16 protein-coding genes are annotated in these 20,306 nt (G+C 62.2%); 9 read left to right on the top strand and 7 right to left on the bottom strand.

Features of this window, described 5'->3' with window-relative positions; genetic code table 11:
* Positions 1-87 precede the first annotated feature (87 nt).
* The 5 genes from GF111_RS13910 to GF111_RS13890 all read left to right on the top strand — a co-directional run bounded on the left by GF111_RS13910 (position 88) and on the right by GF111_RS13890 (position 6,040).
* Positions 88-1,587, top strand: a complete 1,500-nt coding sequence (locus GF111_RS13910; protein WP_047729645.1) for a sugar ABC transporter ATP-binding protein — start codon at positions 88-90, stop codon at positions 1,585-1,587.
* On the top strand, positions 1,580-2,569 hold the full coding sequence (locus GF111_RS13905; RefSeq protein ID WP_047729644.1) for an ABC transporter permease: 990 nt from the start codon (positions 1,580-1,582) through the stop codon (positions 2,567-2,569). Before GF111_RS13910 ends, GF111_RS13905 begins: the two co-directional genes overlap by 8 nt.
* A gap of 1 nt (position 2,570) precedes the next feature.
* Positions 2,571-3,524, top strand: coding sequence for an ABC transporter permease (locus GF111_RS13900; RefSeq protein ID WP_038873845.1), 954 nt, complete (start codon positions 2,571-2,573; stop codon positions 3,522-3,524).
* A 279-nt stretch (positions 3,525-3,803) separates the two neighbouring features.
* On the top strand, positions 3,804-5,441 hold the full coding sequence (locus GF111_RS13895) for an FGGY-family carbohydrate kinase (RefSeq protein WP_147191068.1): 1,638 nt from the start codon (positions 3,804-3,806) through the stop codon (positions 5,439-5,441).
* Entirely contained in the window at positions 5,441-6,040 is a 600-nt protein-coding gene (locus tag GF111_RS13890; protein ID WP_042785538.1) for an SIS domain-containing protein, read from the top strand. Before GF111_RS13895 ends, GF111_RS13890 begins: the two co-directional genes overlap by 1 nt.
* A gap of 28 nt (positions 6,041-6,068) precedes the next feature.
* Here the strand turns inward: GF111_RS13890 and rsmJ are convergent, their stop codons facing one another.
* From rsmJ to GF111_RS13870, 4 genes are all read right to left on the bottom strand, one after another.
* Positions 6,069-6,815 (bottom strand): 16S rRNA (guanine(1516)-N(2))-methyltransferase RsmJ, encoded by a 747-nt coding sequence (gene rsmJ, locus GF111_RS13885; protein WP_060433492.1) that lies wholly within the window; start codon positions 6,813-6,815, stop codon positions 6,069-6,071.
* Between the two features lie 8 nt (positions 6,816-6,823).
* Positions 6,824-8,866 carry an oligopeptidase A gene (gene prlC, locus GF111_RS13880; RefSeq protein WP_147191066.1) on the bottom strand — a complete coding sequence of 681 codons (2,043 nt, stop codon included), beginning with the start codon at positions 8,864-8,866 and terminating at the stop codon, positions 6,824-6,826.
* A 118-nt stretch (positions 8,867-8,984) separates the two neighbouring features.
* Complete coding sequence (locus tag GF111_RS13875) at positions 8,985-9,446, bottom strand: HIT family protein (RefSeq protein ID WP_038873854.1); 462 nt, start codon at positions 9,444-9,446, stop codon at positions 8,985-8,987.
* A 16-nt stretch (positions 9,447-9,462) separates the two neighbouring features.
* Positions 9,463-9,867, bottom strand: coding sequence for an ASCH domain-containing protein (locus GF111_RS13870; protein WP_038873857.1), 405 nt, complete (start codon positions 9,865-9,867; stop codon positions 9,463-9,465).
* Positions 9,868-10,002: 135 nt separating this feature from the next.
* On the opposite strand from GF111_RS13870, the gene GF111_RS13865 reads away from it, so the two are divergent.
* The 4 genes from GF111_RS13865 to GF111_RS13850 all read left to right on the top strand — a co-directional run bounded on the left by GF111_RS13865 (position 10,003) and on the right by GF111_RS13850 (position 14,760).
* Complete coding sequence (locus tag GF111_RS13865) at positions 10,003-10,845, top strand: 23S rRNA (adenine(2030)-N(6))-methyltransferase RlmJ (protein WP_047729642.1); 843 nt, start codon at positions 10,003-10,005, stop codon at positions 10,843-10,845.
* A 130-nt stretch (positions 10,846-10,975) separates the two neighbouring features.
* Positions 10,976-12,328 (top strand): glutathione-disulfide reductase, encoded by a 1,353-nt coding sequence (gene gorA, locus GF111_RS13860; RefSeq protein ID WP_025304617.1) that lies wholly within the window; start codon positions 10,976-10,978, stop codon positions 12,326-12,328.
* Between the two features lie 156 nt (positions 12,329-12,484).
* The gene (locus GF111_RS13855) at positions 12,485-12,979 is read left to right on the top strand and encodes a molybdopterin-dependent oxidoreductase (protein WP_147191064.1); all 495 of its coding nucleotides are present in this window, start codon (positions 12,485-12,487) and stop codon (positions 12,977-12,979) included.
* Positions 12,976-14,760, top strand: coding sequence for an ATP-binding protein (locus GF111_RS13850; RefSeq protein ID WP_038873863.1), 1,785 nt, complete (start codon positions 12,976-12,978; stop codon positions 14,758-14,760). Before GF111_RS13855 ends, GF111_RS13850 begins: the two co-directional genes overlap by 4 nt.
* On the opposite strand, the gene GF111_RS13845 is transcribed toward GF111_RS13850, so the two are convergent.
* The 3 genes from GF111_RS13845 to GF111_RS13835 all read right to left on the bottom strand — a co-directional run bounded on the left by GF111_RS13845 (position 14,750) and on the right by GF111_RS13835 (position 20,227).
* The gene (locus GF111_RS13845) at positions 14,750-15,601 is read right to left on the bottom strand and encodes a helix-turn-helix domain-containing protein (RefSeq protein WP_038873866.1); all 852 of its coding nucleotides are present in this window, start codon (positions 15,599-15,601) and stop codon (positions 14,750-14,752) included. The genes GF111_RS13850 and GF111_RS13845 overlap by 11 nt on opposite strands.
* A gap of 455 nt (positions 15,602-16,056) precedes the next feature.
* Positions 16,057-19,095, bottom strand: coding sequence for an autotransporter serine protease (locus GF111_RS13840; RefSeq protein WP_147191069.1), 3,039 nt, complete (start codon positions 19,093-19,095; stop codon positions 16,057-16,059).
* A 478-nt stretch (positions 19,096-19,573) separates the two neighbouring features.
* Positions 19,574-20,227 carry a TetR/AcrR family transcriptional regulator gene (locus tag GF111_RS13835; protein ID WP_038874652.1) on the bottom strand — a complete coding sequence of 218 codons (654 nt, stop codon included), beginning with the start codon at positions 20,225-20,227 and terminating at the stop codon, positions 19,574-19,576.
* Between the last annotated feature and the right edge of the window lie 79 nt (positions 20,228-20,306).

Below are 20,306 nucleotides of genomic sequence, written 5' to 3'. Positions count from 1 at the left end.
CACACCGGGAAAGTAGTTAAACCCTCGTAGGGGCGCAGCATTGCTGCGCCCAGGGCTTCGGCCGCTACGCAAGCACAGGTTAACGTTATGACAGCCTCCCCCGCATTTATCACCCTGGAGAATATCAGCAAGCGATTCCCAGGCGTGCTGGCATTAGACCAGATCAACCTGACGCTGAATAAAGGCGAAGTGCACTGCCTGGCCGGACAAAACGGCTGCGGCAAAAGCACCATCATTAAAATTATCTCCGGCGTCTATCAGCCGGAAAAAGGCGCCAACATTTCGCTGGAAGGCAAACTCTTCCACGCCCTGACGCCACAGCTATCCGGTTATTACGGCATACAGGTGATCTACCAAGACCTGTCGCTGTTCCCCAACCTGACGGTGGCGGAGAACATCGCCATCCACCGTTACCTGCCCGGCGGCCGCTTCTGGGTGCGCAAGCGGGTGATGCGCCAGACGGCGCTCGACGCCATGGCGCGGGTCGGCATACGCATCGATCCCGATAAAAAGGTGGAAAAACTGTCGATCGCCGATCGGCAACTGGTGGCGATTTGCCGCGCCATCGCCGCCGAGGCTCGGTTGGTTATCATGGACGAACCGACCGCCTCGCTGACCCGCCAGGAGGTCGACGGCCTGCTGCGGGTGGTCAACGAGCTGAAGGCGGCCGGCATCTGCGTGGTATTCGTCAGCCACAGGTTGGATGAAGTGATGGAAGTCGCCGATCGCATCAGCGTGATGCGCGACGGCAAGCTGGTGGGCACCTGGCCGGCCAGCGAACTGGACAGCCATGAACTGGCGTTCCTGATGACCGGCCAACGCTTCCACTACAGCCCGCTGCCACCGCTGCCGCCGGCCGAACAGGCGCCGCTGCTCGAGGTGCGCAACCTCAGCCGCGGCGAGAAATACCGCAACGTCAATCTGGCGCTACGTAGCGGCGAGATCGTCTCGATCGTCGGCCTGCTCGGCGCCGGCCGCACCGAACTTTGCCTCAGCCTGTTCGGCATGACGCGGCCGGACAGCGGCGAGATCCGCATCGAGGGCCAGGCGGTGCAGCTGCACAACAACCGCGAAGCGGTGCGCCACGGCATCGGCTATGTGTCGGAGGATCGCCTGACGCAGGGGTTGATCATGGAACAATCCATCTACGACAACACCATCGTCACCGTCTTCGATCGGCTGCATACCTCGCTCGGACTGTTGGATCACGTCAAGGCGACCAAGCTGGTCAACCGGCTGATCCGCGATCTGAACATCAAGGTGTCCGACAGCGCGTTGCCGGTGAAAACCCTGTCCGGTGGCAACGCCCAGCGCATCGCCATCGCCAAATGGGTGGCGACCCAGCCGAAGATTCTGATCCTCGACTCGCCCACCGTCGGCGTGGACATCGCCAACAAAGAGGGGATCTACCAGATCGCCCGCGATCTGGCGCAGCTGGGCATGGCGGTGCTGATGATCTGCGACGAGATCCCGGAAGCCTATTACAACAGCCATCGGGTGATGGTGATGCGCAAGGGCGAACTGATCGCCGAATTCGCGCCGCACCAGAGTACCGAGCAACAGATCGCCGAGGTGGTGAATGGATAAGTCATTATTGGCCCGCCTGGCCGGGCGGCACGAGTTTTATCTCGGCCTGTTGGTGCTGCTGCTGGCGATCGGCCTGAGCGCCGGCACCGACGAATTTCTGACGCTCGGCAACCTGACCGACGTCGCCACCAGCTACGCCATTCTCGGCATCCTGGCCTGCGGGCTGTTCGTGGTGCTGATCGCCGGCGGCATCGACATTTCGTTCCCGGCGGTTACCGCCATCGCCCAGTATGTGATGGCCAGCTGGGTGATCCAGCACGGCGGCAGCTTCCCGCTGGCGTTCGCCCTGGCGATTGGCGTCGGCCTGCTGCTCGGGCTGGTGAACGGTTTCCTGGTGTACTGGCTGAAAGTGCCGGCGATCATCATCACCATCGCCACCCTTAACCTGTTCTACGGCCTGCTGGTGTACGCCACTAACGGCACCTGGCTGTACGGCTTCCCGGACTGGTTCATGAACGGCATCAACTGGTTCTCGTTCCAGGGCGCCGACGGCTACGACTACGGCCTGACGCTGCCGCTGCTGTGCCTGCTGGGGACCATCGTCGTCACCGGCGTGCTGATGAACCGCACCCGGCTGGGGCGCCAGATCTACGCGATGGGCGGCAACCGCGACGCGGCGTCGCGCCTGGGGTTGAACCTGCTGCGGCTGCATTTTTGCGTCTACGGCTACATGGGCATTCTGGCCGGCGTCGCGGCGGTGGTGCAGGCGCAGATCACCCAGTCGGTGGCCCCCAACTCGCTGCTTGGCTTCGAGCTGACGGTATTGGCGGCGGTGGTGCTGGGCGGCACCAGCATGAGCGGCGGCCGCGGCTCGTTGACCGGCACCCTGCTCGGCGTGGTGCTGCTGGCCTTCCTGCAAAACGGGCTGACGCTGCTCAGCGTCTCGGCCTATTGGCACCAGGTATTCAGCGGCGCGATCATTTTGATCAGCATCAGCACCACCGCCTGGAACGAAAAACGCAAGCTGCTCAAGGAGATCTGACATGACGCAGTTAACTCGGTTGATCCCAAGCGATCGGATCATTCGCCTGCAGGGCGCGATCATCATCGCGGTGGCGCTGCTCTTCGCCGGGCTGCTCGGATCGCGCTTCTTCAGCCTCGGCAACTTCCAGTCGATCGCCTCGCAGCTGCCGATCCTCGGCCTGCTGGCGCTCGGCATGGGCATCACCATGCTGACCGGCGGCATCAACCTGTCGATCATCGCCGGCGCCAACGCCTGTTCGCTGGTGATGGCGGCGATCATCGTCAGCCATCCCGACCAGCCGCTGTTCCTGGCGCTGGCGCTGTTGGCCGGCCTGCTGGTGGCAGTGGCGATCGGCGCGCTGAACGGCGCGCTGGTGGCCTGGATCGGCGTCTCGCCAATCCTCGCCTCGCTCGGCACCATGACCCTGATCACCGGCCTGAATATCCTGCTGTCCAACGGCGCGGTGATCTCCGGCTTCCCGGCGGCGATTCAATTTCTCGGCAACGGCGCCGTGCTCGGCGTACCGGTGGCGCTGATCCTGTTCCTGCTGGTGGCGGCCGGGCTGTGGCTGCTGCTGGAGCACACCACGCTGGGCCGCAGCCTGTACCTGATCGGCTCTAACGAACAGGCCACCCGCTTCAGCGGCGTGAACACCGCACGGGTGCAGATCGCGGTGTATATCCTGTCGGCCCTGCTCGGCTGGGGCGCCGCCCTGCTGATGATGGCCAAGTTCAACTCGGCCAAGGCCGGCTACGGCGAATCTTATCTGCTGGTGACCATTCTGGCCTCGGTGCTGGGCGGCATTAACCCGGACGGCGGTTTCGGCCGTATTCTGGGGCTGGTGCTGGCGCTGATCGTGCTGCAAATGTTGGAAAGCGGCCTCAATCTGCTGGGGGTCAGCAGCTACCTGACCATGGCCCTGTGGGGCGGCGTGCTGATCCTGTTTATCGCGTTACAGAATCGAAAAGTTTAGGTTGCGCCCCGTCATTGAACGTGGCGCCGACGCAGACCCAAAATTCCGCTATCAAGGCGGAAGGTGCAGGGCATAGCGGGTCTATGTCCAAACCTGACAACGAAGAAATCGGGATTTTGGGGCGCGTCCCTTCGGGCTGGGGCCATTTAAGCGCGCAGCATCGTTATTCACCGCTTATTTGGGCCCACCAAACTTCACGGCTCACGCCTTGCTTCGCGCTTAAATGACCGCCAGCGGCGCTCACGGGCAATGGCGAGGCACAACCTTTAGGAGAAAATAATGGCGAGCTATTTTATTGGCGTAGATGTGGGCACCGGAAGCGCGCGCGCGGGCGTATTCGATCTTAATGGCCGCATGGTCGGCCAGGCCAGCCGGGCCATCGATCTGTACCGGCCGAAGGCGGATTTCGTCGAGCAGTCGTCGGATAACATCTGGCAGGCGGTGTGCAATGCGGTGCGCGACGCGGTCAACCAGGCCGACATCAACCCGATTCAGGTCAAGGGGCTGGGCTTCGACGCCACCTGTTCGCTGGTGGTGCTGGATAAAGAGGGCAAGCCGCTGACCGTCAGCCCCTCCGGCCGCACCGAACAGAACATCATCGTGTGGATGGATCACCGGGCGATCGCCCAGGCCGAGCGCATCAACGCCACCAAACACCGGGTGTTGGACTTCGTCGGCGGCATCATTTCACCGGAGATGCAGACACCGAAACTGCTGTGGCTGAAACAGCACATGCCCACCACCTGGGCCAACGCCGGTTACCTGTTCGATCTGCCGGACTTCCTCACCTGGCGCGCCACCCAGGACGCCACCCGTTCGCTGTGCTCGACGGTGTGCAAGTGGACCTATCTCGGCCACGAACAGCGCTGGGACAAGAGCTACTTCCAGCAGATCGGGCTGGAAGACGTGCTGGAACATGACGCGGCCAAGATCGGCAGCGACGTCAAAATGATGGGCGAGCCGCTGGGCCACGGCCTGACCCAGCGCGCCGCCAGCGAGATGGGGCTGATCGCCGGCACGGCGGTGAGCGTGTCGATCATCGATGCCCACGCCGGCACCCTCGGCACGCTGGGCGCCACCGGCGTCTCCGGCGAGGTGGCCGACTTCAACCGCCGCGTCGCGCTGATCGGCGGCACCTCCACCGGCCATATGGCGATGTCGCGCACCGCACGCTTTATCGGCGGGGTCTGGGGGCCATATTACTCGGCGATCCTGCCGGAATACTGGCTGAACGAGGGCGGCCAGTCCGCCACCGGCGCGCTGATCGACCACGTCATCCAATCGCACCCGTGCTACCTGGAGCTGCTGGCGCAGGCGAAAACCCAGGGGCAGACCATCTATGAGGTGCTGAACGCCATTCTGCGCCGCATGGCCGGCGAGCCGGAGAATATCGCCTTTCTGACGCAGGACATTCATATGCTGCCGTACTTCCACGGCAACCGCTCGCCGCGCGCCAACCCGACGCTGACCGGCATCCTGACCGGGCTGAAGCTGTCGCGCACGCCGGAGGACATGGCGCTGCACTACCTGGCCACCATTCAGGCCATCGCGCTCGGCACCCGCCACATCATCGAAACCATGAACCACAGCGGCTACAGCATCGACACCATCATGGCCAGCGGCGGCGGCACCAAGAACCCGATCTTCGTGCAGGAGCACGCCAACGCCACCGGCTGCGCCATGCTGCTGCCGGAGGAGAGCGAAGCGATGCTGCTGGGCGGCGCAATGATGGGCACCGTGGCGGCGGGCGTGTTCGACACCCTGCCGGAGGCGATGAGCGCCATGAGCCGCATCGGCAAGACGGTCACGCCGCAGACCAACCAGATAAAAAGCTACTACGACCGCAAATACCGGGTATTCCACGAGTTGTACAACGACCACATGAAATACCGCCGGTTGATGCAGGAGGAGGCGTGATGCAGCAGGAATGGCGGCAGGCCGTGCAGGGTTGGCAAACCTACAGCCAGGAGCTGGCGCAGCTGGGCGAGCGCCTCGACGCGCGCACCTGGCAACGGCTGCTGGCGCTGCTGGCCGACTGCCGCGGTAAAATCGCCGTCACCGGCGTCGGCACCTCGGGGATTGCGGCGCGCAAGATAGCCCACATGCTGGCCTGCGTGGAACGGCCGGCGGTCTACCTCGACGCCACCGGCGCGGCGCACGGCGATCTGGGTTTTCTGCGCGCCGACGATCTGCTGATCCTGATCTCGCGCGGCGGCAATTCCGACGAGCTGACCCGCCTGCTGCCAACGCTGCAGGCCAAGGGCGTGACGCTGATCGCGGTGACGGAAAACCCGCATTCCGCCATCGCGCAGGCGGCGCAGCTGACGATCGCCACCGGGGTGCAAAAGGAGATAGATCCGCTGAACATGCTGGCCACCACCTCAATTGTGCTGGTGCTGGCGATCTTCGACGCCGCCTGCGCCTGCCTGATGACGCGCAGCGGTTACGACAAGGACACCCTATTGGCGGTGCATCCGGGCGGCGGCGTGGGGAAAAGTTTGCGGGAGGAAAACTGAGGGCCCGACACCGCGGGCCCGGCTGACATTACAGCGGCATGTAGATATCGAAACGGTGGCTTTTGGTCAGCGTGGCGGCGTGCGCCGGCACGTCGGCCAGCGGCGGCGCGTAGTCCGGGCGTTTCACCACCACGCGCTTGGTCGCCAGGCGGCGCGCCGGCTCCAGCAGGCCGTCGGCGTCATCGTCGCTGCCCACCAGCGATTGAAACACCCGCATCTCTTTCTTCACCAGCGCGCTTTTTTGCTTGTGCGGGAACATCGGATCGAGATACACCACCTCGGGGCGCGGGCTGAGATCCGCCAGCGCCGTCAGGCTGGAGGCGTGCAGCAGCGTCAGACGCTCGCGCAGCCACGGGCCGATTTCCGCATCCTGATAGCCGCGCTGCAGGCCGTCGTCCAGCAACGCCGCCACCACCGGATTGCGCTCCAGCATCCGCACCCGGCAGCCCAGCGCCGCCAGCACGAAGGCGTCGCGCCCCAGCCCGGCGGTAGCGTCCACCACGTCCGGCAGATAGCTGCCCTTGATGCCGACCGCTTTGGCCACCGCCTCGCCGCGGCCGCCGCCGAAGCGGCGCCGGTGCGCCATGGTACCGGTGACGAAATCGACGTAGATCCCGCCGAGCTTCGGCTCGTCGCGCTTGCGCAGCTCCAGCCGCTGCGGGGTCAGTACCAGCGCCATCTGCGCGTCGTCGTCGGACGTCAGCTGCCAGCGCTGCGCCAAAACAGACAAGGCGCCGGGATCGGCGCCTGCTTCACACAATAAACACACGCTCACGTGTCGGGTTATCCTTTAATGCCGTAATGGCGCAGCATAGCATCCAGCTGCGGCTCGCGGCCACGGAAGCGTTTGAACAGCGCCATCGGCTCTTCCGAACCGCCGCGCGACAGGATGTTGTCGAGGAAGGATTTGCCGGTTTCGGCGTTGAAAATCCCCTCTTCTTCGAAGCGCGAGTAGGCGTCGGCCGACAGCACTTCCGCCCACAGGTAGCTGTAGTAACCCGCCGCGTAGCCGCCGGCGAAGATGTGGCTGAAGGCGTGCGGGAAGCGGCCCCAGCTTGGCGAAGGCACCACCGCCACCATTTTCTTCACTTCCGCCAGCGTCGGCAGGATCTGCGCCCCTTTTTCCGGGCTGTATTCGAAGTGCATGCGGAAATCGAACAGGCCGAACTCCAGCTGGCGCAGGATGAACAGCGCCGCCTGGTAATTCTTGGCCGCCAGCAGCTTGTCGAGCATGGCCTTCGGCAGCGGCTCGCCGCACTGGTAGTGGCCCGAGATAAACGCCAGCGCTTCCGGCTCCCAGCACCAGTTTTCCATAAACTGGCTCGGCAGTTCGACCGCATCCCACGGCACCCCGTTGATGCCGGAGACGCCGGCGGTATCGATCTGCGTCAGCATGTGGTGCAGACCGTGGCCGAACTCGTGGAACAGCGTGGTCACTTCGTTATGGGTGAACAGCGCCGGCTGGTCGCCCAGCGGGCGGTTGAAGTTGCAGGTCAGGTAAGCGACCGGTTTTTGCAGCGTGCCGTCGGCCTTGCGCAGGCTGCCGACACAGTCGTCCATCCAGGCGCCGCCGCGTTTGTTTTCGCGGGCGTACAGATCGAGGTAGAAGCTGCCGCGCAGCTCGCCGTTAGCGTCGAACAGATCGAAGAAGCGCACGTCCGGATGCCAGGTCTCCACGTCTTTACGCTCTTTGGCGGTGATGCCGTAGATGCGTTTCACCACTTCGAACAGCCCTTCCACCACCCGCTGTTCCGGGAAGTACGGGCGCAGCTGCTCGTCGCTGATGGAGAACAGGTGCTGCTTCTGTTTTTCGCCGTAATAGGTGATGTCCCAGGCTTCGAGCTCGTCCACGCCATAGTGCTGTTTGGCGAAGGCGCGCAGCTGCGCCAGCTCCTGCTCGGCCTGCGGGCGGGCGCGCTTGGCCAGATCGCTCAGGAAGCCGATCACCTGCTCCGGGCTCTCCGCCATTTTGGTCGCCAGCGACTTGTCGGCGTAGGTATCGAAGCCCAGCAGCTGAGCCAGCTCGTGGCGCAGCGCCAGCGTTTCCGCCATCACTTCGCTGTTGTCCCATTTACCGGCGTTCGGCCCCTGATCGGAGGCGCGGGTGGCGAAGGCGCGGTACATCTCCTCGCGCAGCGCGCGGTTGTCGGCGTAGGTCAACACCGGCAGGTAGCTCGGCATGTCCAGCGTCAGCAGCCAGCCGTCCTGCTCTTTGGCCTGCGCCATCGCCTGTGCCTGCGCCAGGGCGCTCTCCGGCAGGCCGCTCAGCTCGGCTTCGTCGGTAATCAGTTTGCTCCAGCCCATGGTGGCGTCGAGCACGTTGTTGCTGTAGGTGGAACCCAGTTCGGACAGGCGCGCGACGATCTCGCCGTAGCGCTGCTGTTTATCCGCCGACAGGCCGATGCCCGACAGTTCGAAATCGCGCAGCGCGTTGTCCACCGCCTTGCGCTGCGGCACGCTCAGCGCCTCGAACGCCGCACCCTCTTTCAGGCTGCGGTAGGCCTGGTACAGCCCTTCGTGCTGGCCGACCCAGGTGCCGTATTCGGACAGCAGCGGCAGCGCCTGTTCATAGGCGGTGCGCAGCTCCGGGCTGTTTTTCACCGAGTTCAGGTGCCCGATCGGCGACCAGATGCGCGACAGGCGATCGTCCGACTCCGCCAGCGGCTGACACAGATTGTCCCAGGTGAACGGCCCCGGCTGCGCGACCACGCGCTCTACCGCGGCGCGGCAGTCCGCCAGCGCGGATTGCACCGCAGGCACGATATCTTCAGGGCGGATCGCCGAGAACGGCGGCAGGGAAAACGGGGTCAGCAACGGATTTGTCATAGGGCAGTCCTGATTAGCGTTGGGGCCCGCCACGGGGGCGAGCCTTAAAATGCGTATGAATCTCTAACATGGAGCCAGACAACAGGAAAATCAATGCCCGGCGTTGATCGTTCGTGCCTTAAACGGCGCTTTGGCGGATGCGGGCGGCCAGCGCCGCCAGCCGATCGTCGTCGGCGCGCGCGGCGTCGTGGGAGGAGATATAGCCCTCGTAACGTTCGAAAAACTTCGGCGAGGTCGATTCGATCGGCCGCCACTGATCCAGCGACGCGGTGCCGTGCAGCGGGATCAGTTTGGCGTGCACATGATCGACGCCGTAGCCCTCGAACACCATGCCGCAACGGCCGACGTCGTCGAATGCGCGGTCCAGCTGCTTCGCCACCCGCTTGGTCGCCAGCATCAGCGCACTCAACACCTCGTCCGGCAGGTCAAAGGCGTAGCTCGGGTGGTGCGCCTTGGGGATCACCACGCTGAAGCCGTCGGTGTTGGGAAAGATGGACAGGAAGGCCAGATGGTCGTCGTCTTCCCAGATTTTATGGCACGGCGCCTTGCCCGCCACGATGTCGCAAAAAATGCAGCTCATCCTTTCTCCTTGTGATTCACAGCGTTTCAACCCGTTCGAACTCTTCGAACACCAGCCACATGTCCGGCGCAAAAGTGCCCTCGCGGGTAAAGAACGCCTGATGCCCCTCGCGCCAAAACGCCAGGCTTTTGTCGCCTTCGCCCTCTTTGGCCGCCATCTCGGCGGTCACCTGGTCGTAGCGCACCAGGCGCAGCGCCAAGGTTTTGATCACGCAGGCCGGTTCGCCGCGGCCGTCGAGAATAATGCTATCGTCGCCGATCATCGGCATTTGCTCCCGGCGATAGCTCGCATAGGAGCTGCAGGTGGCGGTCTTTTCCCCGCTCAGCACCAACTGCAGCAGTTCGTCGGCCAACTCGGGGCCATCGCCGAACGCCCAGCGCGCCGCGTCGGGGTAGTTCGCCAAAATCGCCTGTTTGCTCATCGTCCTGTCCCTTTCTGTGAACGTCTGCGGCAACGGAGTCCAGTTTTTCCCGGCCAGACAGTTTATACTGTGCAGATTATAAGCCTTATTGCATTGAATGCTCCGTCTGCGGAGCACAAGGAATCGCCACCCGTCATGTTAAGTTATCGCCACAGTTTCCACGCCGGCAACCACGCCGACGTGCTCAAGCACACCGTTCAGAGCCTGATCATCGAGTCGCTGAAGGAAAAAGAGAAGCCGTTCCTGTATCTGGATACCCACTCGGGCGCGGGTCGTTATCAGCTCAGCGGCGAACACGCCGAGCGCACCGGCGAATACCTGGAAGGCATCGGCTTGCTGTGGCAGCGCGACGATCTGCCGGAAGAGCTGGCGGCCTACATGAGCGTGGTGCACAACTTCAACCGTTCCGGCACGCTGCGCTACTACCCCGGTTCGCCGCTGATCGCCCGCCAGCTGCTGCGCCCGCAGGACAAAATTCACCTGACCGAGCTGCACCCGAGCGACTACCCGCTGCTGCGCAGCGAGTTCCAGAAAGACGAACGCGCCAAAGTGCAGCGCGCCGACGGCTATCAGCAGCTGAAATCCCAGCTGCCGCCCCTGTCGCGCCGCGGCCTGATCCTGATGGATCCGCCGTATGAAATGAAGACCGATTACCAGGACGTGGTCAAAGGCATTCAGGAAGGCTACAAGCGTTTCGCCACCGGCACTTACGCGCTGTGGTACCCGGTGGTGATGCGCCAGCAGATCAAACGCATGCTGCGCGATCTGGAAGCCACCGGCATTCGCCGCATTCTGCAGATCGAACTGGCGGTGAAACCCGACAGCGATCAGCGCGGCATGACCGCCTCCGGCATGATCGTCATCAACCCACCGTGGAAGCTGGAACAGCAGATGAAAAACGTGCTGCCGTGGCTGCACAAAGCGTTGGTGCCGTCGGGCATCGGCCACCATCTGGTGAACTGGGTGGTACCGGAATAATCCCCGGCAGGGCGCGGTTCGCCGCGCCCTGCGTCCACCTATCGCAGCCATCGACGCAATCTTTGCGACAAACCCCGGTCAGGCGTTAAACTCTTACCCTCTTCAAATTCACAACTCATGGAAATCCCAGATGACGAAACATTACGATTATCTAGCAATTGGCGGCGGCAGCGGCGGTATCGCATCGATCAACCGGGCAGCCATGTACGGCCAAAAGTGTGCGCTGATTGAAGCCAAAGAGCTGGGCGGCACCTGTGTAAACGTGGGTTGTGTACCGAAAAAAGTCATGTGGCACGCGGCGCAGATCGCCGAGGCCATCCATCAGTACGGCCCGGACTACGGCTTCGACACCACCGTCAACGCCTTCGACTGGAAGAAGCTGGTCGCCAACCGCACCGCCTATATCGACCGCATCCACAACTCCTACGACAACGTGCTGGGCAAGAACAAGGTCGACGTGATCAAAGGCTTCGCGCGCTTCGTGGATGCGCACACCGTGGAAGTGAACGGCGAGACCATCACCGCCGACCACATCCTGATCGCCACCGGCGGCCGCCCGAGCCACCCGGCTATTCCGGGTGCGGAATACGGCATCGACTCCGACGGCTTCTTTGAGCTGGACGCCATGCCCAAGCGCGTCGCCGTAGTCGGCGCCGGCTATATCGCCGTGGAGATCGCCGGCGTGCTGAACGCGCTGGGCGCGGAAACGCACCTGTTCGTGCGCAAGCACGCACCGCTGCGCAGCTTCGATCCGATGATCGTCGAAACCCTGGTGGAAGTGATGAACACCGAAGGGCCGAGCCTGCACACCGAATCGGTGCCGAAAGCGATCGTCAAGAACGCCGACGGCAGCCTGACGCTGCAGCTGGAAAACGGCAAGGCATTCACCGTCGACTGCCTGATCTGGGCCATCGGCCGCGAACCGGCGACCGACAACCTGAACCTCGGCGTTACCGGGGTGAAGACCAACGAGCAAGGCTACATTGACGTCGATAAGTTCCAGAACACCAACGTCAAAGGCATCTACGCGGTGGGCGACAACACCGGCGCGGTAGAGCTGACCCCGGTCGCCGTGGCCGCCGGCCGCCGCCTGTCCGAGCGCCTGTTCAACAACAAGCCGGACGAGCACCTGGATTACAGCAACATCGCCACCGTGGTGTTCAGCCACCCGCCGATCGGCACCGTCGGCCTGACCGAACCGGAAGCCATTGAGAAGTTCGGGGCGGACAACGTGAAGGTGTACAAATCCTCCTTCACCGCCATGTACAGCGCCGTGACGCAGCACCGTCAGCCGTGCCGCATGAAGCTGGTGTGCGCGGGTAAGGAAGAGAAGATCGTCGGCCTGCACGGCATCGGCTTCGGCATGGATGAAATCCTGCAGGGCTTCGCGGTAGCGGTGAAGATGGGCGCCACCAAGAAGGACTTCGACAACACCGTGGCGATCCACCCGACCGCGGCGGAAGAGTTCGTTACCATGCGCTAACCGCTGCGGTTAGCCCATTCTCAGGCCGGTAAACACCGGCCTGTTCTTTTTGTGCGGTTTACTATTCCCTTCGCACCCGCCTGCTTTTTCTGCCATTATTCTGCCTGATAAATTAGCGGGACTGATACAACCTCCCCGCGCCTCTGGAGAACACCGATGCTGTTCAAACTATGCAAAACCCTTGCGATGGCCTACGTGGCCCTGATTATCGCCCAGAGCAGCGCGCTCAGCTTTACCCTGGAAGTGGCGGGCAAGATCGACAACGTGACCGACCCGGTCAACAAAAGCTATCTGTTCACCGATAAGCAGCTGTTGGCAATGCCGGTGCGCAGCATTACCACCTCCACGTCCTGGACGCCACAGAGAAAATTCGAAGGGATTTCGGTGGCCGATATCCTCGAGCGCGTCGGCGCCAAGGGCGAGACGCTGACCTTCTACGCGCTGAACGATTATTACATCGACGTGCCGCTGTCCGACGTCAAAAAGTACAACATGATCCTGGCCTACAAGATGGACGGGGAAATGCTGAAGCTCAGAAACTTCGGCCCGCTGTTCCTGGTTTACCCGCGCGACGCCGCCGGGCCTGAACTGAACTCGCCGTTGTACAACTCGCGCTTTATCTGGCAAGTCGACAGGATCGTGATCAAATGAAGCTGACGACCTTTAAGAACGGCAGCAGGCTGGCGATCCCGGCCATCTTCGCCGCGCTGTTTCTGGTGGCGTCGACCGTCACGCTCTATTACTACAGCGCCACCCTGTCGAAGAAAGGGCTGTATGCCATCGCCGGCACGCAGGAGAACTACTCGTGGTCGATCGCCAAGTTCTCCATCAAGCTGGCGGAATTCGACACCTTCGTCGAGCAGCAGAGCCACGCTCCGCAGGTCGACAACGACAATCTGCGGCTGCGGTTCGAAATCCTCTATTCGCGCTTTTACGTGCTGGAAACCGTCTCCGAATCGACCCAGCCGCTGTACGCCGAGCCGGGTTACCCGGAAGTGGTCAAACAGATGCGCCTGCAGATGGATCGCATCGATAAGCTGTTGGACAGCCCGACAATCGACTTCGACCAGGTTTTCGCGGCCATGAAGGCCATCAAGCCTTACGCCATCGAAATGGCCAACCTGACCGACCACGCCGAGGTGAAGCAGCGCACCGCCGCCTATGAGGACTATATCGAGAAACGGCACATCATTTTCTATGGGCTGGTGATCGTCATGTTCTCGGTGATTGCGCTGATCGCCATCACCCTGATCGTGTTCCGTCAGCAGCGGCTGACCATTCGCCAGCAGGCCAAAGCGATCGAGGCGGAGAAAGCGACCCGCACCAAAAACGCCTTCCTCGGCGCCATCGGCCACGAGCTGCGCACCTCATTGCAGAGCGTGATGTCGGCCATCGACGTGCTGGTGAACACCCGGGTGTCGGCGGAGCATGCGGACACTTTCCAGCGGCTGGAGACCGCCGCGCAGCAAATCGAAAGCCAGATGAAAGATCTGACCGACTATGCGCACCTCGACAGCGGCATGATGGAATTGCGCATCGTGCCGTTCGACGCGCAGAAGCTGATCGCGGAGACCGCCAACGAAATCGCCACCCTGACCCGTAAAGAGCAGGTCAAACTCAGCTGCGAGGTGGAGTGCAGCCACCTGCTGGTGCACTCCGATCCGCTGCGCATCCGGCAGATTATCGTCAACCTGCTGACCAACGCCTACAAATACACCGAAAGCGGCAGCATCACGCTGCACAGCTGCCTGCGCCGCCAACCGGGCGGCAGTTCGTTGATCATCGAAGTGACCGACACCGGCATCGGTATCGAAAAAGACCAGCTCGATCAGATCTTCAAACCCTTTACCCAGTTGGATCAGTCGCATACCAAGCAGTATGCCGGCGTGGGGATGGGGCTGGCGATCGTGCACGGCCTGGTGACGTTGCTCGACGGCACCATCACGGTGTACAGCGAAATCAAGAAGGGCAGCACCTTTATCGTCAGCATTCCGGTGCAGATCAGTGAAGACGAACGTGCCGACGAGCCCGCCGCCGCCAATGCCTCTCTGCAGCAGAAGCCGCAGCAGGTCCTGGTGGTGGATGACAACAAGTCGGTGGGTGACGCCTTTGCGGCGCTATTGGACAAGCTGGGCTATCAGCACGAACTGTGCGACTCGCCGGAGCGCGCGCTGCAGAAGCTGCTCAGACGCCCTTACGACGCGCTGTTGCTGGATCTGCAGATGCCGGGCATCGACGGGGCCGCCCTGGCCAGGCAGCTGCGCAACCGTCGCGGCCCCAACCGCCATGTGCCGATCATCGGCATCAGCGCCTACACGCCGGAGCAGCTGACGGCGGACCAGCGCGCCCTGTTCGACAACTACCTGATGAAGCCGGTCCGGCTGGATGCGCTGTCGAGCGCGCTGGCCGAGGTGTTCCCCGCTAAAGATTAAAACAGCGTTGCAGTGCGGCTTCGATCACATGGAGCCGCACCGGCTTTTCATAAGGGCCGAGCACGTCGTACTCGCGCATCGCCTGAGCGATTTCCGACTCGCGTCGGTCGGTCCCCAGCTCGCCGGTCAGCACCAGTACCGGCGCATCCGGGTTATCGGAGGCGCGGATGGTGGCGATACAGCGATCCGCCGTTTCCTCACCGATCAGCCAGTCCACCACGTAGCCGTCGAACAGGCTTTGCTGCAATGCCTGACAGAAGCTGTCGACGTCGTAAAACGCCACCGCGTTAAAGCCGCAGCCGCCGAGATACTTGGCCAGCTCATCGGCCGCCTGATGCGAATCGTCCAATACCGCGATGCTCAGCCGCTCGTCGTCGCCGAAGCCAGGCCGGATTTCGATCAGATCGACGCCGTAACGCGGGCCTGCCGGCGCCTCATCGGCGCGATAGATATGCCACTGCCCTTCCACGCGCAGCGCCACAAACTCCGCCGGCCGCCCGGCAGCAAGCTCGTCGCCGATGTGCCCGACGCAAGGTATCGCCACCCCCGCCACGACAAAGATGGCATCGCGCGCCATGTTTGGCTCGGGCGTCTCGTGTTCGGCGCTCAAATCGGCGATCGCCGCCGGCGTTTCTCCCAGCGCGGCCGCGACGCTGTTGATCTGCTCCAGCGTCCAGGGGCTTTGCCCTTTCAGTTTGCGGTGCGCATGTGAAAAACTCAGATCCAAGATGCGGCTGAGCTCTCGGGCATGCTGACGTTTTCCAATCCCGTAATGTAAAAACAGCTCCCTGACCCGATTGGCAATCGACTGTGAATCGAATTTTTGGTGATTGTTATCCATTTGTTCCTTCGATTTTTTTTACTGATTTATCAGTCGTTTTGATTATTTCTACTGAAAAAGCCACATCTAAAACTAGCATTTCATGCAATTATGCGTTAAAAACGTTGCTTGACATACCATGTTGCATCGTCAAACATGGTATCAAAAGAGACATACAGCAATACACTATAAAAAATAACACCAGCACGTTTTTTAATAATAACCATAGTAACACCAGGGAAAATTTGTTCCGTTGCCGCTACTGAGACGATGAGCACATCGCTCGGACTGCACAAGCAAAACGGGGCTTGAGCCTTTAGCGCTAATCTGTTTTACCCACTTTTGAGCCGGGATCCGTCAGGGTCCCGGTTTTTTATTGCCCTGGCGCCGCGCCATCATACGGACTCACCCCGCAGCCGCAAATAAAAACGGAGCCGGCATGCCGGCTCCGTTGTCCTTGAGATCGCCGTTGAAGGTCAGAAGCGCCAGGTGAAGCCGGCGTTGACGCTGTTGTCCTGGTGGTGCTGCGACAGCAGCCCGCCGTAGCCCAGCGACAGCGTGGCGTTTTCGTTCACCGCCACTTCCGCCCCCGCCTTCAGCACCATCCCGTCGCGCGACACCGGCACGCTGCCCACCACGAACGGCGCGTTGCCGCCGTTGAACCGCAGCCCGGTGCCTCGCTCCAGACCGCCGTACTGGTGTTGCCACCCCAGCTCGCTGCGCAGCGCCACCGTCGTGCCCGCGCTCACCTGCCATTCGGCGTCCGCACGCAGGCCCAGCGTCGACACCGTCGCATCCGTGTGCTGTTTATCCCCGCGCAAGGCCGCCGCACCGCCGCTTTCCGCGATGCCGTTGTTCTCGAAGTTCACGTACGCCAGGTTCACGAACGGCTCCAGGTTCAGCCACTCACCCTGCACGCTGTAACCCGCTTCCGCGAACAGCTGCTCGGTGCGCGCGCTGTACTTCGCCGTGTCGCGGTCCGACTGCATTCCGTAGTTCACCGACCGCTTGGTGTCGATGCGGTGCCAGGTGTAGCCCGCCCCGCCGCGCAGCGCCAGCGCCCCGAACTGCTTGTCGCCGTACGCCGCCAGGTGGTAGTTGTCGCTGTCCGCCTTCGACCCGTACCCGCCGTGCAGCGAGGTGCGGGTGTAGCCGGTCGCCACCCCCAGCCGCCAGTCGTCCGCCGCCGCCGAGTCCAGCCCTACCAGCACCCCGTAGGTCGAGGCCTGATAACCCGTGGCGTTGGCGTCGCCCGACGCGTGGTCCCACGCCCCCAGCAGCTGCGCCCAGGCACCGCCCTCGTCCGCCTTGATGGCCGACGAGCTCGCCAGCCCTTCCGCCTGACGCAGACGCCCGTTCAGCGCCTCACGCAGGTAGCGGCTGTCGTTCACCAGCGCCGACGCGATATCCGCATGGATTTGCCCCGACAGCTGACGGAACGCCTGCCGCGCCTCGCCCGCCGTGCCGCTGTTGAGAACGCTTTCGTACACCGGGTTGCCCGCCGCCAGCGCATCCGCCGCCGCCGCCACCGCCCGCTCGTTCGGCGTCTGTGCCACGCTGGCGAAGCTCGTGCCGTTGCGCCCGACGCTCAGCGTCACCCCGGTCGGCTGGTAGCTCAGCCCGGTGCCGAGGAACAGGTAGTTCGGCGCCACCGCGTCAAACTGCCCGCTCACCCCCTGCTGCGCGCTCAGGATGGTGTACTGCTGGCCCAGCAGGCTGCGTACCTCGCTTTGCGTCAGCAGGTTGGCGCTGTTCTCCAGCGTCACCGCCACCTCGCCGCCGCCGATCGTCGCCGAGCCGCTGCTCTGGATCCGATCGCTCTGGCCGTTCGGCCCCACTTCCACCGCGTAGCGCGAACCCGGTTCGAAGCTGACGTTGCCCGCCACGTTCAGGGTGCCGATCGAGTTGCCCGGCGCCACGGTACCGCCCTGACGGGCGGTCAGCGAACCGACCGTGCCGCTGCCGCCGACGATGCCGCCGTTCTGCACGCTGACGGCCGAGGTGACCGAGCCGTTGACTGCCAGCCGCCCCTGATTGACCAGCGTCGGGCCGGCATAGGTGTTGGTGCCGGTCAGCTCCAGGGTTCCCGCGCCCTCTTTGGTCAGGCCGCCGTGGCCGGTAATGTTGTTGGAGTAGATTTCCCATCCACAGTGGAAGTCATCACATTTCCTGGCGTGCAGCGTACCGGCATCCACCTCGGCGCCCCTCCCCGGAATATTGGCGACAAACTGGGTCGGGCCATAGGCCACGCCCGTCGGATCCGGGATGCGGAACTCCGCAGGAATATCCTCGACGGTATAGAACATGCCCGGACCGTTGATGGCCTTGCCCAGGTTGATCATCCCCCAGCCATAGAGCGCATCGATGCCCGGCGCGCCCATGTCGGTGGCGGTGGTTTTCAACACGTCGGCAATCTGCGCCGAGGTCATGTACGGGAAGCGCTGCAACAACACCGCCACCGCGCCGGTGACGTGCGGCGTCGCCATCGAGGTGCCGTTTTTATTGCCGTAGTCCGACACCAGGTTGGCCGGATCGGAACCGTTGGCCACGGTGCTGTAGATTTTGCTGCCCGGCGACGAGACGCAGAAGCTGGCGGTATAGCCGCAGCGGGAAGAGAAGCTGCTGATGGTGTAAGGCACGCTGTTGGTCGATGCCGCATCCTGCGCCACGCTGGCAACCGACAGCCAGTTCGGCGCGATGTCCGGCACGAAGTAGGCCAGCCCGCTGATCACATCCGGTTGGTTGTAGTTGCCGTCGTTGCCGGCGGCGAACAGCACCAGAATATTTTTGCGCGCTGCGTCGATGGCGCCCTGATAACCTGCGCCGGCCAGGCTGCCGAGCAGCGGTTTGACCTGATCGAATTGTTCCTGCGCATCCTTCAGCTCAAAGTGCAGCGCGTTAGGATCGCGGCCACCGTCGGACAGAAAGTCGGGAATACTGACGCCCCAGCTGTTGTTGATCACCCGCGCACCGCTGTTGATCATCGCCTGCCAGCCGGCATTGGTGACGGCGCCGTCCAAGCCGAGAAATTCGCCGTAGGCCGGGCCGTCGTTATCGTTATCGACGCTGATCACCTGCGAATCGAAGGCCACGCCATGCATGCCGACGCCATCGCGGTTGGCGGCGCTGATGCCCGCGACGTGCACCCCGTGATTGCTCAGCATGCCCTGTGAGCCGCTGTAGAAGTGGAAGGTGCCGTCGAAGTAAAAGCGGTCGCCGGCGTTAATGCCCGGCCGGTGCGGATCGGTGTAGGCGCGATAGCCTTCGGTGACCACGTTGATCAGTTTGCCGTCGCCGGCGAACTCGGGATGGCGGTTGACCGGGGTGTCGAAAATGCCCACCTTCTGCCCTTTGCCGGTATAGCCTGCGGCGTAGGCTTCATCGGCGTGGATCGCCCCCAGCCCCCAGTTGGCGTTGAATTCGGCGTTGCGCCAGCTGGCCGGATCGCCCGCTTTGCCGTTCTCTATATAGCTGGCAGCCTGCGCCCCGCCGATCGCCGTCAGGCAGATCAGCATCGCACTCCATTGTGCGCGATGAACGCCGATTTCAGGCCAGCCGAAGGCCGCCCGAGCGGATTTGACTCCTCTAAGTTTCTTCTCCATCCCAGATACCGTCCGTTGTTGTTTGCAAATGTTTTATAAGATTTTTTGTGTAACAGTTTGGTAACACCAAATAAATAAAGCACAACAATCTCAAGTGCGCTTAATGTGTCATCCGGCAGTCTGGAGGGAGGAGAGAAAGTTTCAGGGGTGAATCAGGCGAAGGAGGATAAGAAATGGCAATGACATCTCCCAACGCCGAAGTCGCGGCATGAGGTGAGAGAAAAAATATTATGATTATGATAAATAAGAATATAATTCAGTAAATAACAAACAAGCAGAACGCCTGAAAAGTGATTAACAGGCGTCTTTTATCACTTTTAATTATAAATTTTGCCAATATTCACTCAGTGAATTATGCTGGATTTTCACTCAGCCATCGGCAAAAATTGGATTATCCTGCTGATGTTTTTTTGCTGTTCATCGCGTCTTCTTCCGCCTGACGAAGGATGGCTTTGGCCATCCATTGCGTGACGTCCTGAATATTATCCAGCTCCAGGCCCCAGATATCTTTCAACACCAGAAACACTTCCGAGCCGTAAATCAGCGAGAAAGCATGAATCACTCTCTGCAGAGAGTCCGACGGCAGTTTGCCCTGCAACGGTTCTACCGCCAGCGCCAGCAGACGCTTGCGGTTGCCGCGCACGAATTTTTCGCCCGGCGTCGCGTTCGCCCACTGCTGTAAAGAGAGCTGCAACGCCGCGCGCAGCGCCCCCTCATGCCGCTCCATCTGAGGATAGGCGAAGCTCAGTAATTGCTGAATACGCTTCAAAGCATCATCGTCTTGCGGGCGCCATTCCAGGATTGGACCCAGGCTTTCCGCCACCACGGCGCTAATCAGCGCACTTTGGGTCGGAAAGTAACGGTAGGCCGTCGCACGCGATACCTGTGCATGCGCCGCCAGTTCGGTGATCGAAGGAAACGCGCCTTCGTCATACAGCGCCATCGCGCTGGCCAGCAACAAACGGTAGGTTTTTGCCCGGGCAGAGGTCAGAGAAGGATCGAGAGGGACGGGAAAAGCATCTATCGGCACATAAACCTCATGCATCTGCACACGCTAGCACAACCGGGGACGATGCCTCTGTTGGCCGGTTGCCGGCAAAGCGCCGGCCACGTTGAAAAGCTCA

Origin of the sequence: Serratia sp. HRI, from assembly GCF_010119335.3 — a bacterium.
Taxonomy (GTDB): domain Bacteria; phylum Pseudomonadota; class Gammaproteobacteria; order Enterobacterales; family Enterobacteriaceae; genus Serratia; species Serratia nevei.
This window is presented reverse-complemented; position numbering and strand designations above follow the sequence as displayed.

Excerpts from the sequence above, each read along its gene's own strand:
- GF111_RS13895 (WP_147191068.1), top strand. The coding sequence starts at position 3,804 with ATGGCGAGCTATTTTATTGGCGTAGATGTGGGCACCGGAAGCGCGCGC.
- GF111_RS13905 (WP_047729644.1), top strand. The coding sequence starts at position 1,580 with ATGGATAAGTCATTATTGGCCCGCCTGGCCGGGCGGCACGAGTTTTAT.
- GF111_RS13890 (WP_042785538.1), top strand. The coding sequence starts at position 5,441 with ATGCAGCAGGAATGGCGGCAGGCCGTGCAGGGTTGGCAAACCTACAGC.
- gorA (WP_025304617.1), top strand. The coding sequence starts at position 10,976 with ATGACGAAACATTACGATTATCTAGCAATTGGCGGCGGCAGCGGCGGT.
- GF111_RS13845 (WP_038873866.1), bottom strand. The coding sequence starts at position 15,601 with ATGGATAACAATCACCAAAAATTCGATTCACAGTCGATTGCCAATCGG.
- GF111_RS13835 (WP_038874652.1), bottom strand. The coding sequence starts at position 20,227 with ATGCATGAGGTTTATGTGCCGATAGATGCTTTTCCCGTCCCTCTCGAT.
- GF111_RS13910 (WP_047729645.1), top strand. The coding sequence starts at position 88 with ATGACAGCCTCCCCCGCATTTATCACCCTGGAGAATATCAGCAAGCGA.
- GF111_RS13850 (WP_038873863.1), top strand. The coding sequence starts at position 12,976 with ATGAAGCTGACGACCTTTAAGAACGGCAGCAGGCTGGCGATCCCGGCC.
- GF111_RS13840 (WP_147191069.1), bottom strand. The coding sequence starts at position 19,095 with ATGCTGATCTGCCTGACGGCGATCGGCGGGGCGCAGGCTGCCAGCTAT.
- GF111_RS13900 (WP_038873845.1), top strand. The coding sequence starts at position 2,571 with ATGACGCAGTTAACTCGGTTGATCCCAAGCGATCGGATCATTCGCCTG.
- GF111_RS13855 (WP_147191064.1), top strand. The coding sequence starts at position 12,485 with ATGCTGTTCAAACTATGCAAAACCCTTGCGATGGCCTACGTGGCCCTG.
- prlC (WP_147191066.1), bottom strand. The coding sequence starts at position 8,866 with ATGACAAATCCGTTGCTGACCCCGTTTTCCCTGCCGCCGTTCTCGGCG.
- GF111_RS13875 (WP_038873854.1), bottom strand. The coding sequence starts at position 9,446 with ATGAGCTGCATTTTTTGCGACATCGTGGCGGGCAAGGCGCCGTGCCAT.
- GF111_RS13865 (WP_047729642.1), top strand. The coding sequence starts at position 10,003 with ATGTTAAGTTATCGCCACAGTTTCCACGCCGGCAACCACGCCGACGTG.
- GF111_RS13870 (WP_038873857.1), bottom strand. The coding sequence starts at position 9,867 with ATGAGCAAACAGGCGATTTTGGCGAACTACCCCGACGCGGCGCGCTGG.